Origin of the sequence: Janthinobacterium sp. 13, assembly GCF_002749695.1 — a bacterium.
GTDB classification, from domain to species: Bacteria; Pseudomonadota; Gammaproteobacteria; order Burkholderiales; family Burkholderiaceae_D; genus Janthinobacterium; species Janthinobacterium kumbetense.
On record NZ_PEEQ01000001.1, the window covers coordinates 437221 to 457210 of the forward strand.

Annotated in this window: 16 protein-coding genes; 7 read left to right on the plus strand and 9 right to left on the minus strand. The window is 62.6% G+C overall.

Annotated elements, in window-relative coordinates:
* Positions 1 to 28 precede the first annotated feature (28 nt).
* Positions 29 to 1276 carry a voltage-gated chloride channel family protein gene (locus CLU94_RS01725; RefSeq protein WP_099664357.1) on the plus strand — a complete coding sequence of 416 codons (1248 nt, stop codon included), beginning with the start codon at positions 29 to 31 and terminating at the stop codon, positions 1274 to 1276.
* A gap of 9 nt (positions 1277 to 1285) precedes the next feature.
* Here CLU94_RS01725 and CLU94_RS01730 read toward each other — a convergent pair whose 3' ends face one another.
* Positions 1286 to 5515 (minus strand): DUF3857 domain-containing protein, encoded by a 4230-nt coding sequence (locus CLU94_RS01730; RefSeq protein ID WP_180278553.1) that lies wholly within the window; start codon positions 5513 to 5515, stop codon positions 1286 to 1288.
* Positions 5516 to 5722: 207 nt separating this feature from the next.
* Between CLU94_RS01730 and CLU94_RS01735 the strand changes: the two genes are divergently transcribed.
* Positions 5723 to 6454, plus strand: coding sequence for a class I SAM-dependent methyltransferase (locus CLU94_RS01735; protein ID WP_099664359.1), 732 nt, complete (start codon positions 5723 to 5725; stop codon positions 6452 to 6454).
* A 6-nt stretch (positions 6455 to 6460) separates the two neighbouring features.
* Here CLU94_RS01735 and CLU94_RS01740 read toward each other — a convergent pair whose 3' ends face one another.
* Positions 6461 to 7018 (minus strand): helix-turn-helix domain-containing protein, encoded by a 558-nt coding sequence (locus tag CLU94_RS01740; RefSeq protein WP_257218646.1) that lies wholly within the window; start codon positions 7016 to 7018, stop codon positions 6461 to 6463.
* Positions 7019 to 7069: 51 nt separating this feature from the next.
* Here CLU94_RS01740 and CLU94_RS01745 point away from each other — a divergent pair, with 51 nt between their 5' ends.
* Positions 7070 to 7975 (plus strand): DMT family transporter, encoded by a 906-nt coding sequence (locus tag CLU94_RS01745; RefSeq protein ID WP_099664360.1) that lies wholly within the window; start codon positions 7070 to 7072, stop codon positions 7973 to 7975.
* A gap of 3 nt (positions 7976 to 7978) precedes the next feature.
* Here the strand turns inward: CLU94_RS01745 and CLU94_RS01750 are convergent, their stop codons facing one another.
* The 6 genes from CLU94_RS01750 to CLU94_RS01775 all read right to left on the minus strand — a co-directional run bounded on the left by CLU94_RS01750 (position 7979) and on the right by CLU94_RS01775 (position 15203).
* The gene (locus tag CLU94_RS01750) at positions 7979 to 8926 is read right to left on the minus strand and encodes a cupin-like domain-containing protein (protein ID WP_099664361.1); all 948 of its coding nucleotides are present in this window, start codon (positions 8924 to 8926) and stop codon (positions 7979 to 7981) included.
* Between the two features lie 52 nt (positions 8927 to 8978).
* A complete protein-coding gene (locus CLU94_RS01755) occupies positions 8979 to 9965 on the minus strand; it encodes a chemotaxis protein CheB (protein ID WP_099664362.1) in 987 nt (328 codons plus the stop codon).
* A gap of 126 nt (positions 9966 to 10091) precedes the next feature.
* On the minus strand, positions 10092 to 10835 hold the full coding sequence (locus tag CLU94_RS01760) for a DNA-binding protein (RefSeq protein ID WP_046684938.1): 744 nt from the start codon (positions 10833 to 10835) through the stop codon (positions 10092 to 10094).
* A 142-nt stretch (positions 10836 to 10977) separates the two neighbouring features.
* Positions 10978 to 11595: an LON peptidase substrate-binding domain-containing protein gene (locus CLU94_RS01765; protein WP_099664363.1), complete on the minus strand. Its 618-nt coding sequence runs from the start codon at positions 11593 to 11595 to the stop codon at positions 10978 to 10980.
* Between the two features lie 67 nt (positions 11596 to 11662).
* A complete protein-coding gene (locus CLU94_RS01770; RefSeq protein WP_099668119.1) occupies positions 11663 to 12901 on the minus strand; it encodes a DEAD/DEAH box helicase in 1239 nt (412 codons plus the stop codon).
* A gap of 118 nt (positions 12902 to 13019) precedes the next feature.
* Entirely contained in the window at positions 13020 to 15203 is a 2184-nt protein-coding gene (locus CLU94_RS01775; RefSeq protein ID WP_257218647.1) for a TonB-dependent receptor plug domain-containing protein, read from the minus strand.
* A gap of 284 nt (positions 15204 to 15487) precedes the next feature.
* Here CLU94_RS01775 and asd point away from each other — a divergent pair, with 284 nt between their 5' ends.
* Positions 15488 to 16336: an archaetidylserine decarboxylase gene (gene asd / locus CLU94_RS01780; protein WP_099664364.1), complete on the plus strand. Its 849-nt coding sequence runs from the start codon at positions 15488 to 15490 to the stop codon at positions 16334 to 16336.
* Positions 16337 to 16353: 17 nt separating this feature from the next.
* Here the strand turns inward: asd and CLU94_RS01785 are convergent, their stop codons facing one another.
* Positions 16354 to 17259 carry a LysR family transcriptional regulator gene (locus CLU94_RS01785; protein WP_099664365.1) on the minus strand — a complete coding sequence of 302 codons (906 nt, stop codon included), beginning with the start codon at positions 17257 to 17259 and terminating at the stop codon, positions 16354 to 16356.
* Positions 17260 to 17383: 124 nt separating this feature from the next.
* Between CLU94_RS01785 and CLU94_RS01790 the strand changes: the two genes are divergently transcribed.
* The 3 genes from CLU94_RS01790 (at position 17384) to CLU94_RS01800 (ending at position 19983) form a co-directional block, all read left to right on the plus strand.
* Complete coding sequence (locus CLU94_RS01790; RefSeq protein ID WP_099664366.1) at positions 17384 to 17983, plus strand: FMN-dependent NADH-azoreductase; 600 nt, start codon at positions 17384 to 17386, stop codon at positions 17981 to 17983.
* A 57-nt stretch (positions 17984 to 18040) separates the two neighbouring features.
* A complete protein-coding gene (locus tag CLU94_RS01795; RefSeq protein ID WP_099664367.1) occupies positions 18041 to 18916 on the plus strand; it encodes a pirin family protein in 876 nt (291 codons plus the stop codon).
* Positions 18917 to 19032: 116 nt separating this feature from the next.
* The gene (locus CLU94_RS01800) at positions 19033 to 19983 is read left to right on the plus strand and encodes a cation diffusion facilitator family transporter (RefSeq protein WP_099664368.1); all 951 of its coding nucleotides are present in this window, start codon (positions 19033 to 19035) and stop codon (positions 19981 to 19983) included.
* Positions 19984 to 19990 lie beyond the last annotated feature (7 nt).

Sequence of the window (19990 nt, forward strand, 5' to 3'; positions counted from 1 at the left end):
CCACCCATCAACCTTGACTGGATGCTCGATGCACCGCCTCAGCGCCCTCACCGATCTGTTAAAGCATCTGTTGAAATGGCTGCTGCTTGCGAGCGTCGTGGCCGTGCTGGCGGGGTCGGCCTCGGCCGCTTTCCTGTTCGCCCTGGACTGGGCCACGCGCACGCGCCTGGCGCACGCCTGGCTGATCTGGCTGCTGCCCGTGGCGGGCTTTGCCGTCGGCTGGCTGTATTTGCGCTACGGCAGCAGTGTCGAAGGCGGCGCGAATCTGCTCATCGATGAAATCCACGACCCGAAAAAAATCATCCCCTTGCGCATGGCGCCGCTGGTGCTGGGCGGCACCGTCGTCTCGCACCTGTTCGGCGCCTCCGTCGGACGCGAAGGCACAGCCGTGCAGATGGGTGGTGCACTGGCCGACCAGCTGACCCGCATGTTTCGTTTGAACAATGAAGACCGCCGCATCATCCTGATGGCCGGCATCAGCGCCGGCTTTGCCTCCGTCTTCGGCACGCCGCTGGCGGGCGCCCTCTTCGGCCTGGAAGTGCTGGCCATCGGCCGCCTGCGCTACGAAGCCATGCTGCCCTGCCTGGCCGCTGCCGTCATCGCCGACCAGGTGGTCCTGCTGTGGGGTCCGCTTTTGCACATTGCTCACACGCATTACGCCGTGCCTTTGACCCCCGCCATTTCCGCCTGGACCTTGTCCGCGATGGTCATCGCGGGCGTGCTGTTCGGCGTGACCGGCAAAGTGTTTGCGCAAGCCACGCACGGCTTGAGTGCCTTGATGAAACGCAAGATTGCCTACGCTCCGCTGCGCCCGCTGATAGGCGGCCTCGTCGTCGCGCTCGCCGTGTGGCTGCTGGGCACGGATCGCTACATCGGCCTGGGCATTCCCACCATCGTCGATGCGCTGAAGGAGCCGCTGCCCGCCTGGGATTTCCTCGGCAAGATGGCGTTTACCATCGTCTCGCTGGGCACGGGTTTCAAGGGCGGCGAAGTGACGCCATTGTTCTTCATCGGCGCCACCCTGGGCAATGCGCTGGGGCCGCTGCTGCACCAGCCCGTCACCCTGCTGGCCGCCATCGGCTTCGTCGCCGTGTTTGCGGGCGCCGCCAACACGCCCATCGCCTCGACCCTGATGGCCATGGAACTGTTCGGTGCGGAGATCGGCGTGTACGCGGCCATCGCCTGCGTCGTGGCCTACCTGTTTTCCGGCCACGCGGGCATTTACCGGGCGCAACGGGGCGGCCACGCCAAGCGGCAGCCGCCAGACCAACAATAACGAGCTGACTTAAAGACTGCCCGGAGCCGGCAAGGCACTGCCCTGCTTCCAGCCAAGCGCAAACGCATCCGCTGCAGCAACCTTCTCGGCATCGACCTTTGTCGACAAGGTCATGCACTCATCAGCAAAATTGTCCGCGCCTGCCTGCACAGCTAGCTTGCAATAAGTATAGGCAAGCACAGGATCCAGTTGCACCCCCAGGCCTTTTTCATAAAGTGCAGAAAGACCGAGCAATGCAGAACTATGTCCTGCTTCTTGTGCAGACTGATGATATAGGCTGAACGCCTTGGCATAATCCTGCGTCACGCCGCGACCTTTTTCATATAGATTACCGAGGCTGGACAAGGCAAGCAGATTCCCGGCATCGGCCGCCTTCTGGTATAAACTGGCAGTCATCGTGAAGTCCTTCTCCAGACCTCCTTTTCCGGATTCGTACATGGCGCCGAGACCAATCTGCGCATTACTGTCACCCAGGTCAGAGCCTGCCTGCATATAATGACGGGCCTGGAGCACATCGGCCGGCGTGTCTTTCTCGTACAGATAAATATTTGCCAAGTCCGAGTACGCCATCTTCCTTAAGTCCAGATCCGCCGCCTTTCCCTTATCTTTGCTGGCATGTTGCAGCAGCGCGATCGCCTTCGGCAGATTTCTCTCCGCACCCTTGCCATCCCTGTACATCCGGCCCAGATAGAGGTGGCTATACGCATCGCCAGCATCTGCAAGCTGCGTATACAGCTTGAATGCCATGCCCACATCTTGTGCCACCCCCTCGCCCCGGTTATACATTATAGCCACGCCGTGTCTGCCACTGACATTACCCTTACTTTCCAGCCGTTGGTATAGTCTGAAAGCCTTTGCCATGTCTTCCGTTACTCCCAAACCATAATGATAGATATTCGCCAGCGTTAATATGCCATCCTCGTTCTCGTGCATGGCGGACCGCATCGCCCAGCGCAGCGCCTTCGGAGCATTCGAGATTTTTCCCGAATGCAAATAAAACTTAGCCGTTTTGGCCTGTGCGCCGGCATGGTTCCGCTCAGCCCCCTGGCGGTAGTAGAAAACAGCCTTATCCCAATCCTTTTCCACCCCATCTCCATACTCATAGGCCTTCCCCAAGTTAAACGAAGCGTGGCGACTGCCCAATTCCGCCGCCTTCGCATACCATTTTGCCGCCACGACCAAGTCCACCGGAAGGCCTTGACCATTGTCATACATATAACCCAGTGAATTCATGCCGCCCTGAGAGCCATTTCCTGCCGCAAGCTCGAACCAATGCTTGGCTTGCTGGTAATCCTGGGGAATATATTTGCCGGCCTCATACAGCATGCCCATTTCATGCTGGGATGCGGCGCAACCCGCTTCGGCGCTGGCACGCCACTTCACGACGGCCGTCGCGAAATCGCCACGATTGAAAGCGGCGTTGCCTAAATGATGGTTCTCATCTTCAGGCATGAGCCTGTCGAGTTCCCGCTCTGCCTGACCATGCAGAGGGGAGCTACGCAAGCCGTCCACGCCATACCACAGGAAAGCGTGGCGAGCCGCCAGCGTGTCGTTTGCCAGCAAGCGCTGCTGGCCAATATAAAACCAGGCATCGTTCAAGGCCAGGTCGCGCTGGTCTTCAGGAAAAGTTGATATCAGCTTCAGCAAGGCATCGGCACTGAGCACACCAAGCTGCATGGCCAGTAAGGGACGCGGCCAGATACCGTCAGGAATATCCCGGGCCAGCCGCACTAGCTCATCTGGCACGGGCTTGCCCGCCCTTTGCGCTAGGGCAATCTCATCGGCCAAGGCCAATCCCGCGCTGATATTGCTGCCAGCCACCCCACGCGCGGCGCGATATGCCGCCATGGTCGCCATGGCCTCTGCGCCATCGCCGGCATAGGCCTGCGCCCACGCCAGGTCACGGCGGTAAGGACTGTCGTCTTTCAAGGCGGCGCTTTGATAAGAAGCAACACTCTCGGCAAAATTTCCTTGGGCAAAGGAAAGGCGCGCCAGGCACGGCGTTCCACCCGGCACTTTTTCCTTCTTCAGGCTTTGTTCCAGTTGCCGCAGCGTGCCCTCGACATCCGACTCCAGCAGATCGCGCAGCCGGTACGCACTGAGCAGCACATCGCAAGCCTTGTCCAGGTCGGCCGGCGTCGCCTTGGCGGCATCGACCGTCTGCACCAAAGCATGAACATCGGCCACAACCTGCATGGCATCCAGTTCGCGCATGGACAGCGACATGGCGACAACTTCCGGCTTGCTGACGATTTCCTTGTTGATGCGGAAAGTTGCCGAAATATACGGCGCCAACAATTTCGACTGGGCTTGCAACTCGGGCACGTCGGCGGCCTGGACCACGGCCTGCTTGACGCGGTAGTCCAGCATATAGTCGAGGACATTGCCTTTCAGGGTCAATTCGTCGCGCGCCGTGAAGAAGGGATTGTCGACGGACTTGACGCCGGGTGCCTGGTCGGCGCGCACGCCATCCGGCCACTGGATTTGCAAACGGTAGCGCGCAGCATACCGGCCCCTGGGCAGCGCCAGCGGATAGCTGCGGACAATTTTCTTGGGCAAGCCCAGGCTGCCGTCGACGATATGGCTTTCATAGTCGATGACATAACCATCGTCGCTCTGGCGAACCGGCTTGGGCAGCTTGTAGCGTCCCAGCATGGCAAAGACATTCGCCTCGCGGTCATCCTCGACACGCGGGGGCTCGATCAGGGTCACCCCCGGATACAGGCTCTCATAGCGCTCCAGCATGCTCTTGCTGAACTCGACAGTGGACAGCTTGGGAATGCCGTCGCGCATCGCCTCTGCATAGCCGCCGCGGTAGGTTTCCCGCGCTTCCAGCACGGCGTCACCGTCGAAACTGCCGATGGTGATACGGTCCAGGTGTTCGTATTCCGGCCCCACGTCGCTCCGCTCAGGCAGCAGCGTCAGGCCTTGCGTGGCGGGGTCGACAAGCAGGCCGGAAGCACCGGCGAATACCGTCGTCAGTTTGTCCAGGGGCAGCTTTTGCCCGTTGGCCGTGGGGTCGACATAATAATCGCGGCCATCGATCTGCATTTGCACGATCACATGGTCGAACCACGAGGGCGAGGCGATGATCTTCGTCATTGCCTTGGGCGCCTGGGCATTGAGCAAGACCATGCGGGCGCGTATGCCCAGCTGGTTGAGCAAGCTGACCAGCAAGTAACTCTTGTCCTTGCAATCTCCATACCGGAGCTTGAGCACGGTATCAGGCGCTTGCGGGCGATGCGAATTCTCGCCGACGGAAACACTGAAATAGCGGATTTCATCCTGCACCCAGCGCAAGGCCGCGCCTGCCTGCGCGGCGGGCGTCGCTTCCTTGCGCAATTGCGCCGCTACCGCCTGCAAAGCGGTACTGGCCGGAGCCGGCGGAAACAGGCTGCTGGCCCAAACGGCGACGCTGTTCCAGTCACGGTGTTCAGTCATCTGCAGCGAACGCCCCGGTTGATACTCGCTCGGGATGGATTCTTCCGACTCCACCGCCTCAAGCGATCGCTGCTCAAAACGCAGTGTCTCGATCTCACCCTGGCGCGAAATGACGGGCGTCAATGGCGCGCCCTGGAAATCGCCCAACTGGCGCCAATACAAAGGCCGGCCTTGGGGATGAAACACCGTCAGGCTACGACGTTCCAGCGGCAGGCCCGTATCCCAGGAAAAGTCACCAGACCACTGCTTGCCAAAGACGGGGTTGCTACCTTCCACGCTATAGGTGGTCCACAAGGTGTCACCCACGCGCACGTCGTCGAGCAAAAGTTGCAGGGTGACTGCGCCGCCATACATGCCTGCGTCGATGCGGGTTTCCCGCTCAAGCAAGCGCGTGCTGACGCTTGCAGTACGATCCATGACCTGGCCGCCGCGCAGAATGGCCACGCGGTGCAGATGCAGTTTCTGATATGCGGGAAAATAGTCGATTCCGAACTGGCCTATCACCCCCAGAACGGATTGCTCATTGACTTGAATGGCTCGGTTCAGCAACACCGCATGGTTGTCGCCTACCCAGACCTGGGTTTCCGCCAAGCGAATAACCACGGGATCCTTGCGTTCCGTGGCAGGGATCTCCAGCAGAGGAACGGCCCATTTCGGCAAAGCCGAGCCACGGGTGAATGTATTTTTCGGCGAAGACGGTGCTTTTTTGGCTGCAGCAGGAGCCAGTTGCCCTGCGCTTGCGGAAGCGATGGTTGCCACTGCCAGAGTGCCAGCGAATACGGATAAAAGAATGCGCATAGAGAGTCGATGAGATATAAGATAACGTCCGGCCATCCAGACATCTGGACAAGCGCCACTATCCGCTTTTACTCCGGTGGAATAAAAACATAGATTTTTATTGTAATTTGGAAATTAATAAAAAATCAAATTTTAAATAGCCGGGCGCCATCAAGTAATTTCCTGCCGCCGGCAAGAGATTGCCCAACGCACGATTTCTCATAGCAGATGACACAGAATATCTACGACAACGACGCCTTCTTCACGGCCTACAGCCAGCTGCCCCGTTCAGTCGGTGGACTCGACAGCGCGCCAGAATGGCCAGCCTTGCGCGCCATGCTGCCTGCGCTGCAAGAAAAAAGCGTGCTGGACCTGGGTTGCGGCTATGGCTGGTTCTGCCGCTGGGCTGCCGAGGCTGGCGCGGCATCAGTGCTGGGCGTGGACGTGTCCGAAAAGATGCTGACGCAGGCGCGCGCCATGGGCGAGCATCTGGCTGTCAGCTATGCCCGGCTTGACCTGGAACAACTGGCCTTGCCGCCAGCCAGCTACGACCTCGTCTACAGCTCGCTGGCCTTCCACTACGTCGAAGGCTACGCCACCCTGCTGGCCGCCATCCGCCGCGGCCTGAAACCGGGCGGCAAGCTGGTGTTTTCCATCGAGCATCCGATCTTCATGGCGCCGCGCCAGCCCGGCTGGCTGACGGATGCGCAAGGCCGCAAGCGCTGGCCCATCGACAGTTACCAGCAACAAGGCCCGCGCGTGTCGGACTGGCTGGCGCCGGGCGTGATCAAGCAGCACCGCACGCTGGGCACGACCATCAATGCGCTGCTGCAAGCGGGTTTCCAACTGGAACATGTGGAAGAATGGGGGCCCAGCGATGAGCAGGTCGCCCTGCAGCCGGCCCTGGCGGAAGAGCGCGAGCGGCCGATGCTCCTCCTCATCGGCTGCGGCCTGGCGTAGTCCCCCTCAGCTGGCCACGTTGCGCGTAAAGCGCAAGGTGGATGAGCCAGCGTTGACATAGCTATACGCTTGCGCGCTGCTGAACACGAAGAAATCGCCCGTGACCAGCGTTCTCGTCCCGGCCGCCAGCTCCAGCTGCAGCTCGCCTTCCAGCACATACAGCATTTCGCTGAAGCCGGCCGGATCAGGCTCGGCATCGTAGCGCTCGCCCGGCGCCAGTATCCACGACCATAGTTCCACCTGACGGCTGGCGGGCGCCGCCCCCAGCAACACGGCCTGGCTCGCTTGCGATGCGCTTTGCCACATCAGCACGCGCAAGCTGTCGTGCGGCTGCCGCGGCGGCTGGACCAGGTCGACGAAGGCCACGTTCAAGGCGGCGGCCACGTGGTCCAGGTTGGCCAAACTGATGTTGGTGCCGCCCGCCTCGACGCCGTTGACCATGCGCCGGCTCAGGCCCGACTGGCGCGCCAGCTCGTCCTGGCTGAGGCCGGCGGCCAGGCGCAAGCGCCGCAGATTTTTGGCCAGGTGCTCCAGCACGCCACCGGCCTCGACTTGACTGCGCAATATATTGCTCCTATCATGATGGGAAATATTTTGCTCATAGCATAGCTCCCCATGAAAACACACGCAAGTCCCCCGCCCGCCCTCGGCATGCCCGAACTGGCCCTGATCGCCATCACCTTCATCTGGGGCGGCACTTTTCTCGTGGTGCAACATGCCATGACGGTCAGCGGGCCGCTGGCCTTTGTCGCCGCCCGCTTTGCCGTGGCCGCCAGCATCGGCGCCCTGATTTGCCGGGGCCAGCTGCGCCAGCTGACGAAAGCGGAGTTGCTGACGGGCATGGCCATCGGCGTGAGCATCTTTGGCGGCTATGCGCTGCAAACCTATGGCTTGATGTATATCACGAGCAGCAAGTCCGCTTTCATCACGGCCTTTTATGTGCCCATCGTGCCGCTGGTGCAATGGCTGGTCTTCAAGCAGCGGCCCCACCCTGCCGTGTGGGCGGCCGTCGTGCTGGCCTTCATCGGCTTGCTGTTATTGACGGGCACGGATGGCTTGAGCATGGGTTTTGGCACGGGTGAGCTGATCACGGCCGTGGGCGCCATCGCGATCGCCCTGGAAATCATCCTCATCAGCCGCGTGTCGCCGCAATTGAACATCCTGCGCGTGACCATCGTGCAACTGGCGACGGCGTCCCTGATCGCCCTGCTGCTGATGCCCGTCATGGGCGAAGCGCCGCCCGTCCTCAGCAAGACCTTCATCTTCAGCGTGCTGGCGCTGGGCTGCGCCAGCGCGCTGATCCAGTATGTGATGAACTGGGCGCAAAAGCGCATTTCCGCCACCAAGGCCACCTTGATCTATGCGGGCGAACCGGTCTGGGCCGGCGTGATCGGACGCATCGCCGGCGAGCGCCTGCCGGCCCTGGCCATCGTGGGCGCGGTTCTGATCATTTGTGCGGGCATCCTCAGCGAATGGCGGCCGAAGCGGGGCCGCGGCGCGGCCAAGGCCGTGCAGCCATAAGCTTCAATCCCCGCCCCGCCGCAGCGCCGCATCGCCATGCAAGGCCAGCGGCACGGCCCTGGCCCAGCGGTTCGAGGACAGGGAAAACGTCAGAGCCCGCACCTGGTGGTACCAGCCGGCGGGCACGTACAGCATGTCGCCCGGCTCGACGAGGCATTCGATCATGGCAGCCTGGCGCGCGAGGGGAAAACGCTCGAAATCGGGTGCTTCCGGGTCGAAGGGCGAGCCGAACAGGATGGCGTTCGCTTCGCTCGGATACAGGAAGACATCGTGGTGCGGCGGCGATAACATGATGCGCTTGCGGCCCCACACTTGCGCGAAGATATTGTCGTCGTAATCGCAATGCAGGGGCGTGACCGTGCCGGCCGGCCCCACCCAGAAGCGCGGCGGGCCCATCTTGTCGAAATACGTGGGCCAGTGGCACAAACGGTTCAGTTCGCGCAATTCCAGGTTGCCCAGGTAAGGCGGCAACGCGTGCCTGCCCTCTGCCACCAGGTCCAGGTATTGCCCCATCGACATATCCTGCATGGCGCGGTCGGCCGCAAAGGCCGTGTTGATGTAGTCGCCCACCCGCGCCCGCACGGGCACGTGGCTGAACTGTTCGCGCAAGACTTCAGGCCCCAGGGCCGACAGGGGCCAGCGCTGCACCAGCCCCCGCATCAGGAAAGGCAGGCCCAGCGCGGCCCGCGCGCGGAAGGCGGCGGCGTCCAGCATGGCCAGGCGCGGCACCTCGGTGATGCTGGGCAAGTCGCGCGCCGCCTGCTTGATGGCCTCGCGCATGGCGTCGATCGAGGTGACGCCGCGCACCTGCGCATCCTTGGCTTCGCGCGCTTGCTTATGCGCAAGGGCTGTTGCGGCAGAACTGAATTCTGCCGGCGGCCTGGGCGGCAGTGCGCGCGTCGATATGGGGGCTGCCGCAAGCGGGAGCGGCTCTTTTTTTTCTGCAGACATAAATCTTCTTTGCGATCAGGCGTCGCGCGGCATGGCGCGACAGTGCGCTATTTTAAGCCAGCAAGGTCCGTTTCAGCACATCGGCCTGCTCGCCCGCCTGGCGCGCCTTGGCGGCATATTCGCTGGCCGTGCCCGGATGCAGCCAGGCCTGGGCCTTGGCGGCCAGGTTCAGGTACAGCCTTTCTTTTTCCTGCAGTGCCCTGACGGCCGCCCAGATGGCGTCTTCCGCCTTGTCATGCTGCAACTCGCCGAGCATCTGCGCCGTGAAACTGTGGCCCGTATGGCAGCGAAAACGCTGCGGCTGCTGGCCGTGCAGCTCCCACAGCGTGCCCTGGCATTCGGGACAGGTGAAAGTCGATGGCGTGGCAATTTTTTCCAGTTGGTCCATATTTCCCACTCCCCGGGCAAAACGGTTTTCCACGGCAATCCATGGGGGCGCAGGCGGCAAGGGCTGCGCGGCGCGGGCCGGCGTGCCGCTGGCCAGCGCCAGCAGGGCCGGGCCGATCTCGGCGGCCGGCAAGCGCCAGTCCACCGCCGCATGCTCGATCGCGCTTTGCGGCATCGACGGCGCCACCGCGTCCTGCGGCTCCTGCACCAGCGCCTTGCCGCCGCAAGCCTTGATGGCTTGCAAGCCCGCCGTGCCATCGTCGAGATAGCCGCTGAGGATCACGCCCACCACCTTCGGCCCGAAAGCGGCGGCGGCACTGCGAAACAGCGGGTCGATGGCGGGACGCGTATGGTTTTCCTTGGGGCCCCGGCTCAGCCCGACCGTCGCCTGGCCAGCCAGGTTGGCAACGAGCATGTGCCGGTCCGGCGGCGCCAGCAGGATGCGCCCCGCGCGCACGGGTTCGCGCTCTTCGGCAAAGCGCACGGGCAAGGCGGAGGTTTTAGCGAGAATCTCGGACAAGACGCTGCTGCGCCGCCCCACATGCGCGACCACCAGCACGGGTGCCGGCATATTGGCAGGCAAGGCGGAAAAGATGGCGGACAGCGCTTCCACGCCGCCCACCGAGGCGCCCATGACGATCAGCGTTTCCATGCCGGCCCCTTTCGCGCGCAGGTCCAGCAGTTATTCTGCGGCGCCTTGCATCGCGATTCCGTGCGCCGCCTAACACAGGGCCGCATGACGCCATGTCACCCTGGGACGCATCGGGGCCGGGCGTCCTCAGACGGGCGTCTTGAAAATCGGATCGACGATGAATTGCTGGGCCTTGATGCGCAAGGTGCGTTCTTCATCGAGCTCGGCGCGCGTTTCGCCCAGCTCTTCGCGTTCCGCTTCCAGTTCCAGGCGCGCGGCCGCCAGTTCCGTTTCCACGCGCGTCAGGCTTTCCAGCTTCAGCTGGGCCTGGATCAGTTCGGCGCGTGCCGCTTCGGCAGCCTCTTCCAGGCGCGGGATGCCTTCGAGCTTGAATTGCGCCTTGGCCAAGTCCATGCGCGCCTGCTCGGCCGCCTCTTCCAGGCGCGGCAAGCCTTCCAGGCGGAGCTGCGCCTTGGCCAGGTCCGTGCGTGCCTGGTTCGCCACTTGCCGCTCCCGTTCCAGCTCCTCGCGCAAGGTTTCCAGCTCGCCAGCCTGCAAGTCGAGCAACTCTTGCTGGCGCTCGTTCTCGCTGGCCAAGTCCATCAATTCCTGTTGATTGTCGTTCATCTCGGCTTCATGCGCGCTGTGGCTGGCGCTTAATTCCTGTCCTACATAATCGAGGATGGCTTGCTGCAGCACGGGCGACAGTTCGGCGGCGGCAGCGATCTGGCGCTGCGCACCCGCCTTGCGGCGCTGCAAGAGCTTGCTGATGGTGCCCAGGCAGGCGCCGTTGCCCAGCCGTTCGCGCAAGGCGCGCACCGTGATGGCCTGGCCTTCGCCCGCCATCGCTTCCATTGCCGCATTGATCTGTTCCGCGCTTACTTTTGCCATGTCGTTTACTCTTGAATATTGCTCAGGGCAATCTTGCCCAGGGGCATTATCTTATGCCAGCGGCGGCAAAGCGTAAAGTATTTCTCAATAGAAATTGCAATTGCACAACGGAAGTGTGTGCAAACATGCGGCTTCGGCTGATTTATTCTTCCAGCAAGCCATTTTCCGTCAGCATATCCTGCACCAGTTCCAGGCGCAGCACGGGATTGTCCTGGCTCAGTAAAAGCTGCTTCTGCATGGCGTTCAGCGACAGCAGCTCGCACCAGCGGTTCGCCACCCAGCCGCACTCGTCAAGCCGGTATGGCGGCTGCAGGGGCATTTGCTCCGGCGGAATCTTTTGCTCCTGCAAGGTGCGGATCAGGGCGCCGAGCGCGTCAGCCACGTTCTGCTGCTCTTGCGGGATGGGGATGGTCTTGTCGGGTGCCAAAATTTCGATCCGCGCCACCCACAAGCCGTGCTTCAGCTGCTCGCTGGACACGATGTGAAAGCGCTGCATGCCCATGCATTTGATTTGCAGCAAGCCCGACAGGGGCGCGGCCCAGTCGACGATGCGCGCCAGGGTGCCCACGGGCGCCAGGGTTTCCTGCTGGCCCGGCTTGCGCACTTCCGCGCCGTCCAGCAGCTGCACCACGCCGAACGGCTGCTCGCCCATGATGCACTGACGTATCATGTCCAGGTAGCGTACCTCGAATATCTGCAGGGGCAGATAGCCATCGGGATACAGCACCGTATTGAGCGGGAACAAAGGTATCGAGGTCATAGGCGCATGATGGCACGAATGGCATATCCGTGCTGCGCGCCTTGCCCTGCCTGGCCAACTTCCCCGATTACTTGTAGAAGCGGCGTTTTTTCGCCCGCTCCGCCGCCTTCGGCGCCAGCACCTTCACGGCCTTTTTCTGTATCGTGCCGCCGGCGGACGTGCCCGGCACGCGGTGCTCGGCCTCGAAACCGGCTTCCTCGTTGCGCTTGAGGGTTTGCCGGGTCAGCGCTTCCACGGCCGACAGCAATTCCACCTCGTCGGCGCAAACGAGCGAGACCGCTTCACCCGAGGCGCCCGCGCGGCCCGTGCGGCCGATGCGGTGAATATAATCTTCCGCCACGGTGGGCAAGTCGAAATTGACGACGACGGGCAATTGATCGATATCGAGGCCACGGGCAGCCACGTCGGTGGCTACCAGCACCTGCACCTCGGCAGATTTGAAGCGGGCCAGCGCGCGCAGGCGGTTCGGCTGCGTCTTGTCGCCGTGAATCGAATCGGCGCGCACGCCCTGCTCCAGCAAGGTGTTCACCAGCAGCTCGACACCCTTGCGCGTCTTGACGAAGACCAATACCTGGCCCCAGCGCTTTTTCTTCAGCAAGTGCAAAAACAGTTCCGGCTTGCGTTTCTTGTCGCACACGATCACCGACTGTTTCACGGCCTTGACCGTGCTGTTGCGCGCGCTGACCTCCACCGAGACGGGATCCTTCAGCATGGTTTTCGCCATGGCGCGGATGGCGTCCGAGAAGGTGGCCGAGAACAGCAGGGTCTGGCGCTGCTTGGGCATGGTCATCAGCAATATATCGAGTTCGCGCTCGAAGCCCAGGTCCAGCATGCGGTCCGCTTCGTCCAGCACCAGGGTTTGCACCTGCTCGAACTTGACGGCGCCCTGCGTCTGCAAGTCGAGCAAACGGCCCGGCGTGGCCACCAGCACGTCGAGGCCCTTGCGCAGCTTGCTGATCTGCGGCTCGATGGGCACGCCGCCATACGCGACAAAGCTGCGCAGCGGCAAGTTGCCGCCATAGCTGCGGAAGCTCGCATACACTTGCTCGGCCAGTTCGCGCGTGGGCACCAGCACCAGCACGCGCACGCACTGGGGCGCCACCACGCCTTCCAGGGTCAGGCGCTGCAGCAGCGGCACGGCAAAGCCGGCCGTCTTGCCCGTGCCCGTCTGGGCGGCGGCCATCAGGTCGCGCCCGGCCAGCACGGCAGGAATCGCTTGCGCCTGCACGGGCGTGGGCTTGGCATAGCCGAGCTCGTCAAGTTTGCGGACCAGGGGATCGATCAGGCCGAGGGAGGAAAACGTCATGGGAAAAGCAATCTTGGCAAAGGAAAAGGTGGCGCGCACGGACGGGCCGTGCGCGCAATTGCCGAGATTATAGGCCAGCGGGGATGCTGGCCGGGGTTTCACGACTAAAACATCGCCATCAGAACTTCATTTCCATGGTCGCGCGCGCCTGCGGCGAACTCGGCGAAATGTTGTTGCGCACGATCGTGCCGCTGGCATCCGCATACGTGGTGGTACTTTCAAAATCCTGCGCCAGCAGGTTCGACACGGCCAGGCGCAACTGGTTCTTCGCATCGAATTTCCACAGCGCATAAATGTCGAGATCGCGCCGCGGCGACGTGTAGGCGCTCTGGCGCTCCGTGATGCGCACGGGGCCACCATTGCGGAAATTGAAACTGCCGCCCGTGGTAAGCATGCCATCGGGCGTCTTGTAGTCGAGGCCAAAGTTGCCGCTGACGGGGGTTTGCTGGTCGAGCCGGTTGTCCGGTCCCGGCACGTGCTCCACCTGCGACCAGTTGCGGCTGACGCTGGCGCGCAGGTCGATGGCCGGCACGGGCGCGGCCAGCACGGCGCGCAGCGGGAACTTCGCTTCCAGTTCCAGTGTCTGCGTATTCGCGCGACCGTCGTTGACGGGCGTCGATACCCAGCGCTCATTGATATATAACAAACCCTGGCGCGTGTAGCCATCGATGCGGCGGGCCGAGGCGCGCGCGCTGAGCAAGGCACCTTCGGCCCAGTAATGTTCGTAGGAAGCGTCGATGCCCAGCGCCAGCTCCGGCTTCAGGTTCGGATTGCCTTCGCGGTCAGGCTCGGTCTGGCTATTGTTCGTCGACATCATACGGCGTGGAATCAGACTGGAGGTGGCCGGCGCCTTGTAGGTGCGCGTCAGGGCCAGGCGCACCTGGTCGCCCTTGGTATCAGGCAATTTCCACAAGGTTTGCAGCAGCGGGCTCCAGACGCTGCTGCGCTGCTGTACCTCATCATACGTATTGCCGATACTGCGCGTATCGATGCCTTCCCAGCGCACGCCCGCATACATGGACCAGCGCGGCGTGATCTCCCACTCGTCCTGCGCATACAGCGCCAGGCGCTTGATGTCGGCATTGAAGTCTTCATCGACGTTGAATGGAGGGCGCCCGCCCGGCAAGGCCAGCTCGCGCTGCCAGCGCTCTTCATCCCGCTTGCCGTAGCTGCCATCCCAGCCCATCGACAAGGCATGGCCCGGGATGAGCGGCGAAGAATACTTGCCGGTGGACGACACGCTCTTTTCCGACGCATCCACGCGCGCGCTGCGGTCCAGCGCCAGTCCCACGCCATCGATATAGCCGAGCGGATGGTTATCGGAGGAATTATTGCTCAGGCCTACGCGCAGTCCCAGTTCCAGCCTGGCGCCGCCATCGAGCTTGCGCACCCAGGTCAGGTCCGTACGGCCAAATACATAATGGTTGCCGCCGTCGCTGTCATTCGTATCGTAGTCCGGCCGCAAGCCCATGAGCGTGTCGGTACGGCTGTGCGTACGGCTTTCGTTGCGTCCCACATTCAGGAAGAATTGCGCCGTCAGATTGTCGCCGCCGGGAAAAGCCCAGTTCAGGCGCGGCGACATATTGATGCCTTCCGAACGGCCATCGCCCGTGCCTTTGCTGCTGCGCAGCAGATTTTGCTGGCCTTCCGGCGCATAGCCCAGGTCCCGTGCCGGGTTTGCATAGTGATAGTCATAGCGATAAAAGGAGGCCGCCAGCGAATAGGAAAAAATGCCGTCCTTGTCCGACAATTGCAGGTTGCCATTGCTGGAAAACGCATCGCGCCCGCCCCCCACGCCCAGCTTGACGTCGCGCTGCGCCGTCTTGACGGCCTTTTTCAGCACCACGTTGATGGTGCCGGCGATCGACTGCGTGCTGTATTCGGCGCTGGCCGCATGCAAGATCTCGATGCGTTCGATCACGTCGGGCGACAGGGTGTCGAGCGAAAAGCCGGCCGGCGCCCGCTCGCCGTTGAGCAATATCTGCGTGTAGCCGCTGCCCAGCCCGCGCATGCGGATTTCGCCGCCCGAGCGTCCGGCCGCGCCGGAAACGGTAATGCCGGGCAAGCGCTTGAGCACGTCGGTGACACTCGTGTCGCCATACTTGAGGATTTCCTCGCTGCCCACGATCATCTTGCTGGCCGTATCGTCGCGGCGCGGATCGTAGCCGCTGCCCTTCACTTCGACGGTCTGCATGGCGGGAGCGGCGGATTTCTCGGCCTTCTCGGCCTTCAGCGGCGCGGCGGCGGCATCCGCGGCTGGCGTTTCGGATTGCTGGGCCTGGACATTCCAGGCAAGTAACACGGAGGAACAAAGGATGGTAAGGCGAAGGCAACGGCGTGGCATCATGACCTGGCTAAAAAAGTTGGCTGAATAAAAATGGCTAAAAGCTAAAAAACAGGCCGCTGTATTGTGCTGTAATTTTTTCCGCGTGGCACAGTTTCCTGAAAATATTTCCTATGGCAAATTAAATTCGGCAGCCGGCTGCGCTACGCCCCCTTGCATACGGTACATATCATTGCGCGCCACATCGCCGCTATAATGCGTTTTCATCATTGTTCCCATCACCCCGTCAAAGGCTTCCCATCGTGTCTGACCGTCTTGCCGTTTTGCCTCAATATCTGCTGCCCAAGGGAGCGTTGACCAATTTTGCCGGCCGGATCGCCGGCGCCAAGGGCGGCGCCATGACGACGCGCCTGATCCGCTGGTTCGTCGGCCGCTACAACGTCAACATGGATGAGGCGCTGGACCCGGACATCACGCACTACGCGAGCTTCAACGACTTTTTCACGCGCGCGCTGCGCCCGGACGCGCGTCCGCTGGCGCAAGCGGACTACGTCTGCCCCGTCGATGGCCGCATCAGCCAGTTCGGCAAGATCGACAAGGACCAGATCTTCCAGGCCAAGGGCCACCATTTCAGCACGACGGCCTTGGTGGGCGGCGATGCGGCCCTGGCGGCCCAGTTCGAACACGGCAGCTTCGCCAATCTGTACCTGAGCCCGCGCGACTACCACCGCATCCACATGCCGTGCGATGGCCGCTTGACGCGCATGATTTATGTTCCTGGTGAACTGTTTTCCGTCAACCCGACGACGGCGCGCGGCATTCCCGGCCTGTTCGCCCGCAACGAGCGCGTCGTCTGCGTGTTCGACACGGCCAACGGCCCCTTCGTCATGACCCTGGTGGGCGCCACCATCGTCGGCAGCATGGCCACCGTCTGGCACGGCGTCGTCAACCCGCCCCGCACGGGTGAAATTCGCGACTGGAGCTATGCCAACGACAATGTCGTGCTGAAACAGGGCGACGAGCTGGGCCGCTTCCTGCTTGGTTCCACCGTCGTCATGCTGTTCCCGAAAAACACGGTCGATTTCAATGCCAGCTGGCAACCGGCCGGCCCCGTGCAGCTGGGCGAAGTCATGGGCAAGCTGCCCAAGTAAGGCAACAAGACGCGCGCCTACACGGGCGCGTCGGTTCGGTACATTTCCTCCATCAAGTCCAGAAATGCGCGCGTCTTGGCCGGCATCAAGCGCCGGCCGGGAAACACGGCCCAGCCCGTGACGAGCGGAAAACTCCATTCCGGCAAGACCCGCACCAGTTCCCCCGTCGCCACATACGCCTTGGCAAAGCGGTCCGTGCTGGCCGCGATGCCCACGCCCGTGCACGCCATGCGCACCAGCAATTCCGGCGAGTTCGCCAGCAGGCGCACGGGCAAGTCCCGCTCCCACGTCGTCTTGCCGCGGATCAAAGTCCAGTGCACGAGGCCATGCACGGACCGTGGCAAACTGAGCAAATCGTGGCCATACAGATCGTCGGGATGCTCGGGCAAGCCGTGCACGCTCGTGTATTGCGGCGAGGCATACAGCGCCAGGGTGCTGAAGGCCACGCGGCGCGCGGCCAGGCTGGCATCGTCGGGCAAGTTGCCCATGCGGATGGCCAGGTCGAAGTTCTCTTCCAGCAAATCCACGCGGCGCGCCGACAAGTCCAGTTCCAGCGAAATGGCCGGATAGCGGCGCACGAACTCGGCCAGCACCTGGCGCATCAGCGTGTCGCCAAAATCGGCCGGCATGGAAATGCGCAGCAAGCCGCTAGGGCCTGCCTGGCGGTGCTGGGCCAGCGCGCCGGCCGCCTCCGTTTCTTCCACCACCTTGCGCGCATGCTCGAGCAGGCTGGCGCCAAACTCCGTCAGCGCCAGCTTGCGCGTGGTGCGCAGCAGAAGCCGTTCGCCCAATTTCGCTTCCAGCAGCGAGATGCGCCGCGACAGGGTCGACTTGGGCAAGTCCACGCGCACGGCGGCGCGCGAGAAACTGCCGCATTCGACGACGCGGGCGAACAGCAACAAATCTCCGGGATCGATATCCATCACTGACCTTTACGTTCAATTGTTCCACTAGTGGATTAATGTTATCCATTTTAACGGCTTCCGCATCAATTTTGGAATTGCTATAGTTCATCCATCGCAAGACACCTCACAACGGAGAAACAAGATGAACATCCTGCAAATCAATTCCAGCGCCCGCAGCACCGGTTCCGCCTCGACCCGCCTGGCTGACGCCATCGTTACCCGCGTACAAGCGGCCAACCCCGGCGCCGCCCTGGTGCGCCGCGACCTGGCCGCCGCACCGCACCCCGTGCTCGACGAACCGACCCTGCAAGCGCTGTTCACGCCAGCGGACAAGCGTACGCCGGAGCAAGCGGCCCGCATCGCCCTGGACGACGCGCTGATTGCGCAAGTGCAAGCGGCTGACGTGATCGTCATCGGCGCGCCCATGTACAACTTCGGCATCACCGTGCAACTGAAAAGCTGGTTCGACGCGATTGCCCGCGCCAACGTCACCTTCAAGTACACGGAAAACGGCCCCGTGGGCCTGCTGACCGGCAAGAAAGTCTACGTGGGCCTGTCCCGCGGCGGCTTGCACCGCGACAGCGCCAACGATAGCCAGGTGCCTTACCTGAACACCATGTTCGGCTTCCTGGGCCTGACCGACGTGCAATACGTGTATTCGGAAGGCATGGGCATGGGCCCGGAAGCCGTGGCCAAGGCGCAAGCCCAGGCGGACGCCGAGATCAACGCGATCCTGGTGTAATCCCCAGCAGTGAAAGGGGCGGCGCACTGGCGCCGTCCTGGCCTAGAGGAGAGAACAATGAGCGATACCACCACCGTCAACAAGCCACGCGCCGTCGAGCGCGTGATCGCCGGCCAGGCCGTCATGGATGGCGCCGGCGTGAAGATCAACCGCGTGCTGACGCAGCAGCTGCAGCGCCGCCTCGACCCGTTCTTGATGCTCGACAACTTTGCCAGCGACAAGCCGAACGACTATATCGCCGGCTTCCCCGAGCATCCGCACCGCGGCTTCGAAACCGTGTCGTACATGATCACGGGACGCATGCGCCACAAGGACAGCGCGGGCCACGAAGGCTTGCTGACCTCGGGCGGCGTCCAATGGATGACGGCCGGCAGCGGCGTGATCCACTCGGAAATGCCGGAACAGGAAGAAGGCGTGATGGAAGGTTTTCAGCTGTGGCTGAACCTGCCCGCGCGCGACAAGATGCGCACGCCGTGGTACCGCGACTTCGACAGCAGCGAAATCCCCCGCTACACGACGGATGCGGGCGTGACCGTGCAAGTGATCGCCGGCGAGAGCCATGGCGTGACGGGCGCCGTGCAGCGCGAGCTGACGGAACCGCTGTACCTCGACATCGACTTGCCGGCCGGCGCCAGCTTCGAGCAGCCCTTGCCGCCAGGCCATAATGCCTTCCTGTACACCTTCCGTGGCGAAGTGCAAGTCGATGGCAAGGCCGTGCCCGCCCTGCGCATGGCGATCTTCGCCAACACGCCAGGGTCCGACGGCGTGCGCATCGAGGCGCCGCAAGGCGGCCGCGTGATCCTCGTCGCCGGCCAGCCCTTGAACGAACCGATCGCGCAATATGGCCCGTTCGTCATGAATACCCAGGCGGAAGTGTTCCAGGCCGTGCAGGATTTCCGTGAAGGCAAGTTTGGCGAGACGGCGGCGCAATAAAATTGCCTGTGCCATCAAAAACCTGCAGTCCTCCGGGCTTGCAGGTTTTTTTTCGTGCCGACTATATTGTTGCTTTTCAATTACACTGGCGGCAACATCATTCCACAAAGCATTCCATGCAGCCGACGCACACCGAACACAACGCCACCCATTTGCACGCCCACCTGAAGGGCGACGCCAAACACACCCACTCGTTCGAGGGGCGCAGCCAGAGTATCCTTGCCTGGGCGCTGGGGCTGACCCTGTCGTTTGCCGGCATCGAAGTGGCGGCCGGCTTCCTGTCCAATTCGCTGGCCCTGATTTCCGACGCGGGCCACATGGTCACGGATGCGGCCGCGCTGGGCCTGGCCCTGCTGGCGCAACTGATCGCGCGCCGCCCTCCTTCGCCCCGCCACTCGTTCGGCTTTGGCCGCGCTGAGGCGCTGGCCGCCTTCGTCAACGGCCTGGCCATGCTGTGCGTGGTGGGCTGGATCTGCTATGAAGCGGCGCTGCGCTTTTCCTCCCCGCAACCCGTGAAGGGCGGCATGGTCTTCATCGTCGCCTTCATCGGCCTGGCGATCAACGTGGTGGTAGCGTGGGTATTGTCGAAAGACAAGCAAAGCGTGAACACGCGCGCCGCCCTCGTGCACGTGATGGGCGATTTGCTGGGCTCGGTCGCCGCCATCGTCGCGGGCGCCGTGATTTACTTTACGGGCTGGATGCAGATCGACCCGCTGCTGTCCGTGCTGGTGTCGCTGCTGATTTTAAAGTCGACATTCGGCGTGCTGCGCGAGTCCTACCATTTCCTGATGGAAGGCGTGCCCATGCACATCGACTACATCCAGGTGGGTGCGGACGTGGAACAAGTCGATGGCGTGATTGCCGTGCACGACTTGCACGTGTGGGACATGTCGCCGGGCCAGCCGGCCCTGATCGGCCACGTGGAAATCGAGCACCTCGACCATTGGCCGAAGGTATTGCGCGCGATCAAGAAAATGTTACTCAGCAAGCACGGTATCGACCACATTACTTTGCAGCCGGAGACGGCCACGATGGCCGGTTTGCATGCGAGCGACAAGACGCATTGACAGGGAG

Bases quoted from the DNA above. Each gene is read 5' to 3' on its own strand.
- CLU94_RS01730 (WP_180278553.1), bottom strand. From the start codon at position 5,515: ATGCGCATTCTTTTATCCGTATTCGCTGGCACTCTGGCAGTGGCAACC.
- CLU94_RS01755 (WP_099664362.1), bottom strand. From the start codon at position 9,965: ATGGAAACGCTGATCGTCATGGGCGCCTCGGTGGGCGGCGTGGAAGCG.
- CLU94_RS01800 (WP_099664368.1), top strand. From the start codon at position 19,033: ATGCAGCCGACGCACACCGAACACAACGCCACCCATTTGCACGCCCAC.
- CLU94_RS01765 (WP_099664363.1), bottom strand. From the start codon at position 11,595: ATGACCTCGATACCTTTGTTCCCGCTCAATACGGTGCTGTATCCCGAT.
- CLU94_RS01735 (WP_099664359.1), top strand. From the start codon at position 5,723: ATGACACAGAATATCTACGACAACGACGCCTTCTTCACGGCCTACAGC.
- CLU94_RS01785 (WP_099664365.1), bottom strand. From the start codon at position 17,259: ATGGATATCGATCCCGGAGATTTGTTGCTGTTCGCCCGCGTCGTCGAA.
- CLU94_RS01770 (WP_099668119.1), bottom strand. From the start codon at position 12,901: ATGACGTTTTCCTCCCTCGGCCTGATCGATCCCCTGGTCCGCAAACTT.
- CLU94_RS01745 (WP_099664360.1), top strand. From the start codon at position 7,070: ATGAAAACACACGCAAGTCCCCCGCCCGCCCTCGGCATGCCCGAACTG.
- CLU94_RS01725 (WP_099664357.1), top strand. From the start codon at position 29: ATGCACCGCCTCAGCGCCCTCACCGATCTGTTAAAGCATCTGTTGAAA.
- CLU94_RS01795 (WP_099664367.1), top strand. From the start codon at position 18,041: ATGAGCGATACCACCACCGTCAACAAGCCACGCGCCGTCGAGCGCGTG.
- CLU94_RS01760 (WP_046684938.1), bottom strand. From the start codon at position 10,835: ATGGCAAAAGTAAGCGCGGAACAGATCAATGCGGCAATGGAAGCGATG.
- CLU94_RS01750 (WP_099664361.1), bottom strand. From the start codon at position 8,926: ATGTCTGCAGAAAAAAAAGAGCCGCTCCCGCTTGCGGCAGCCCCCATA.
- CLU94_RS01790 (WP_099664366.1), top strand. From the start codon at position 17,384: ATGAACATCCTGCAAATCAATTCCAGCGCCCGCAGCACCGGTTCCGCC.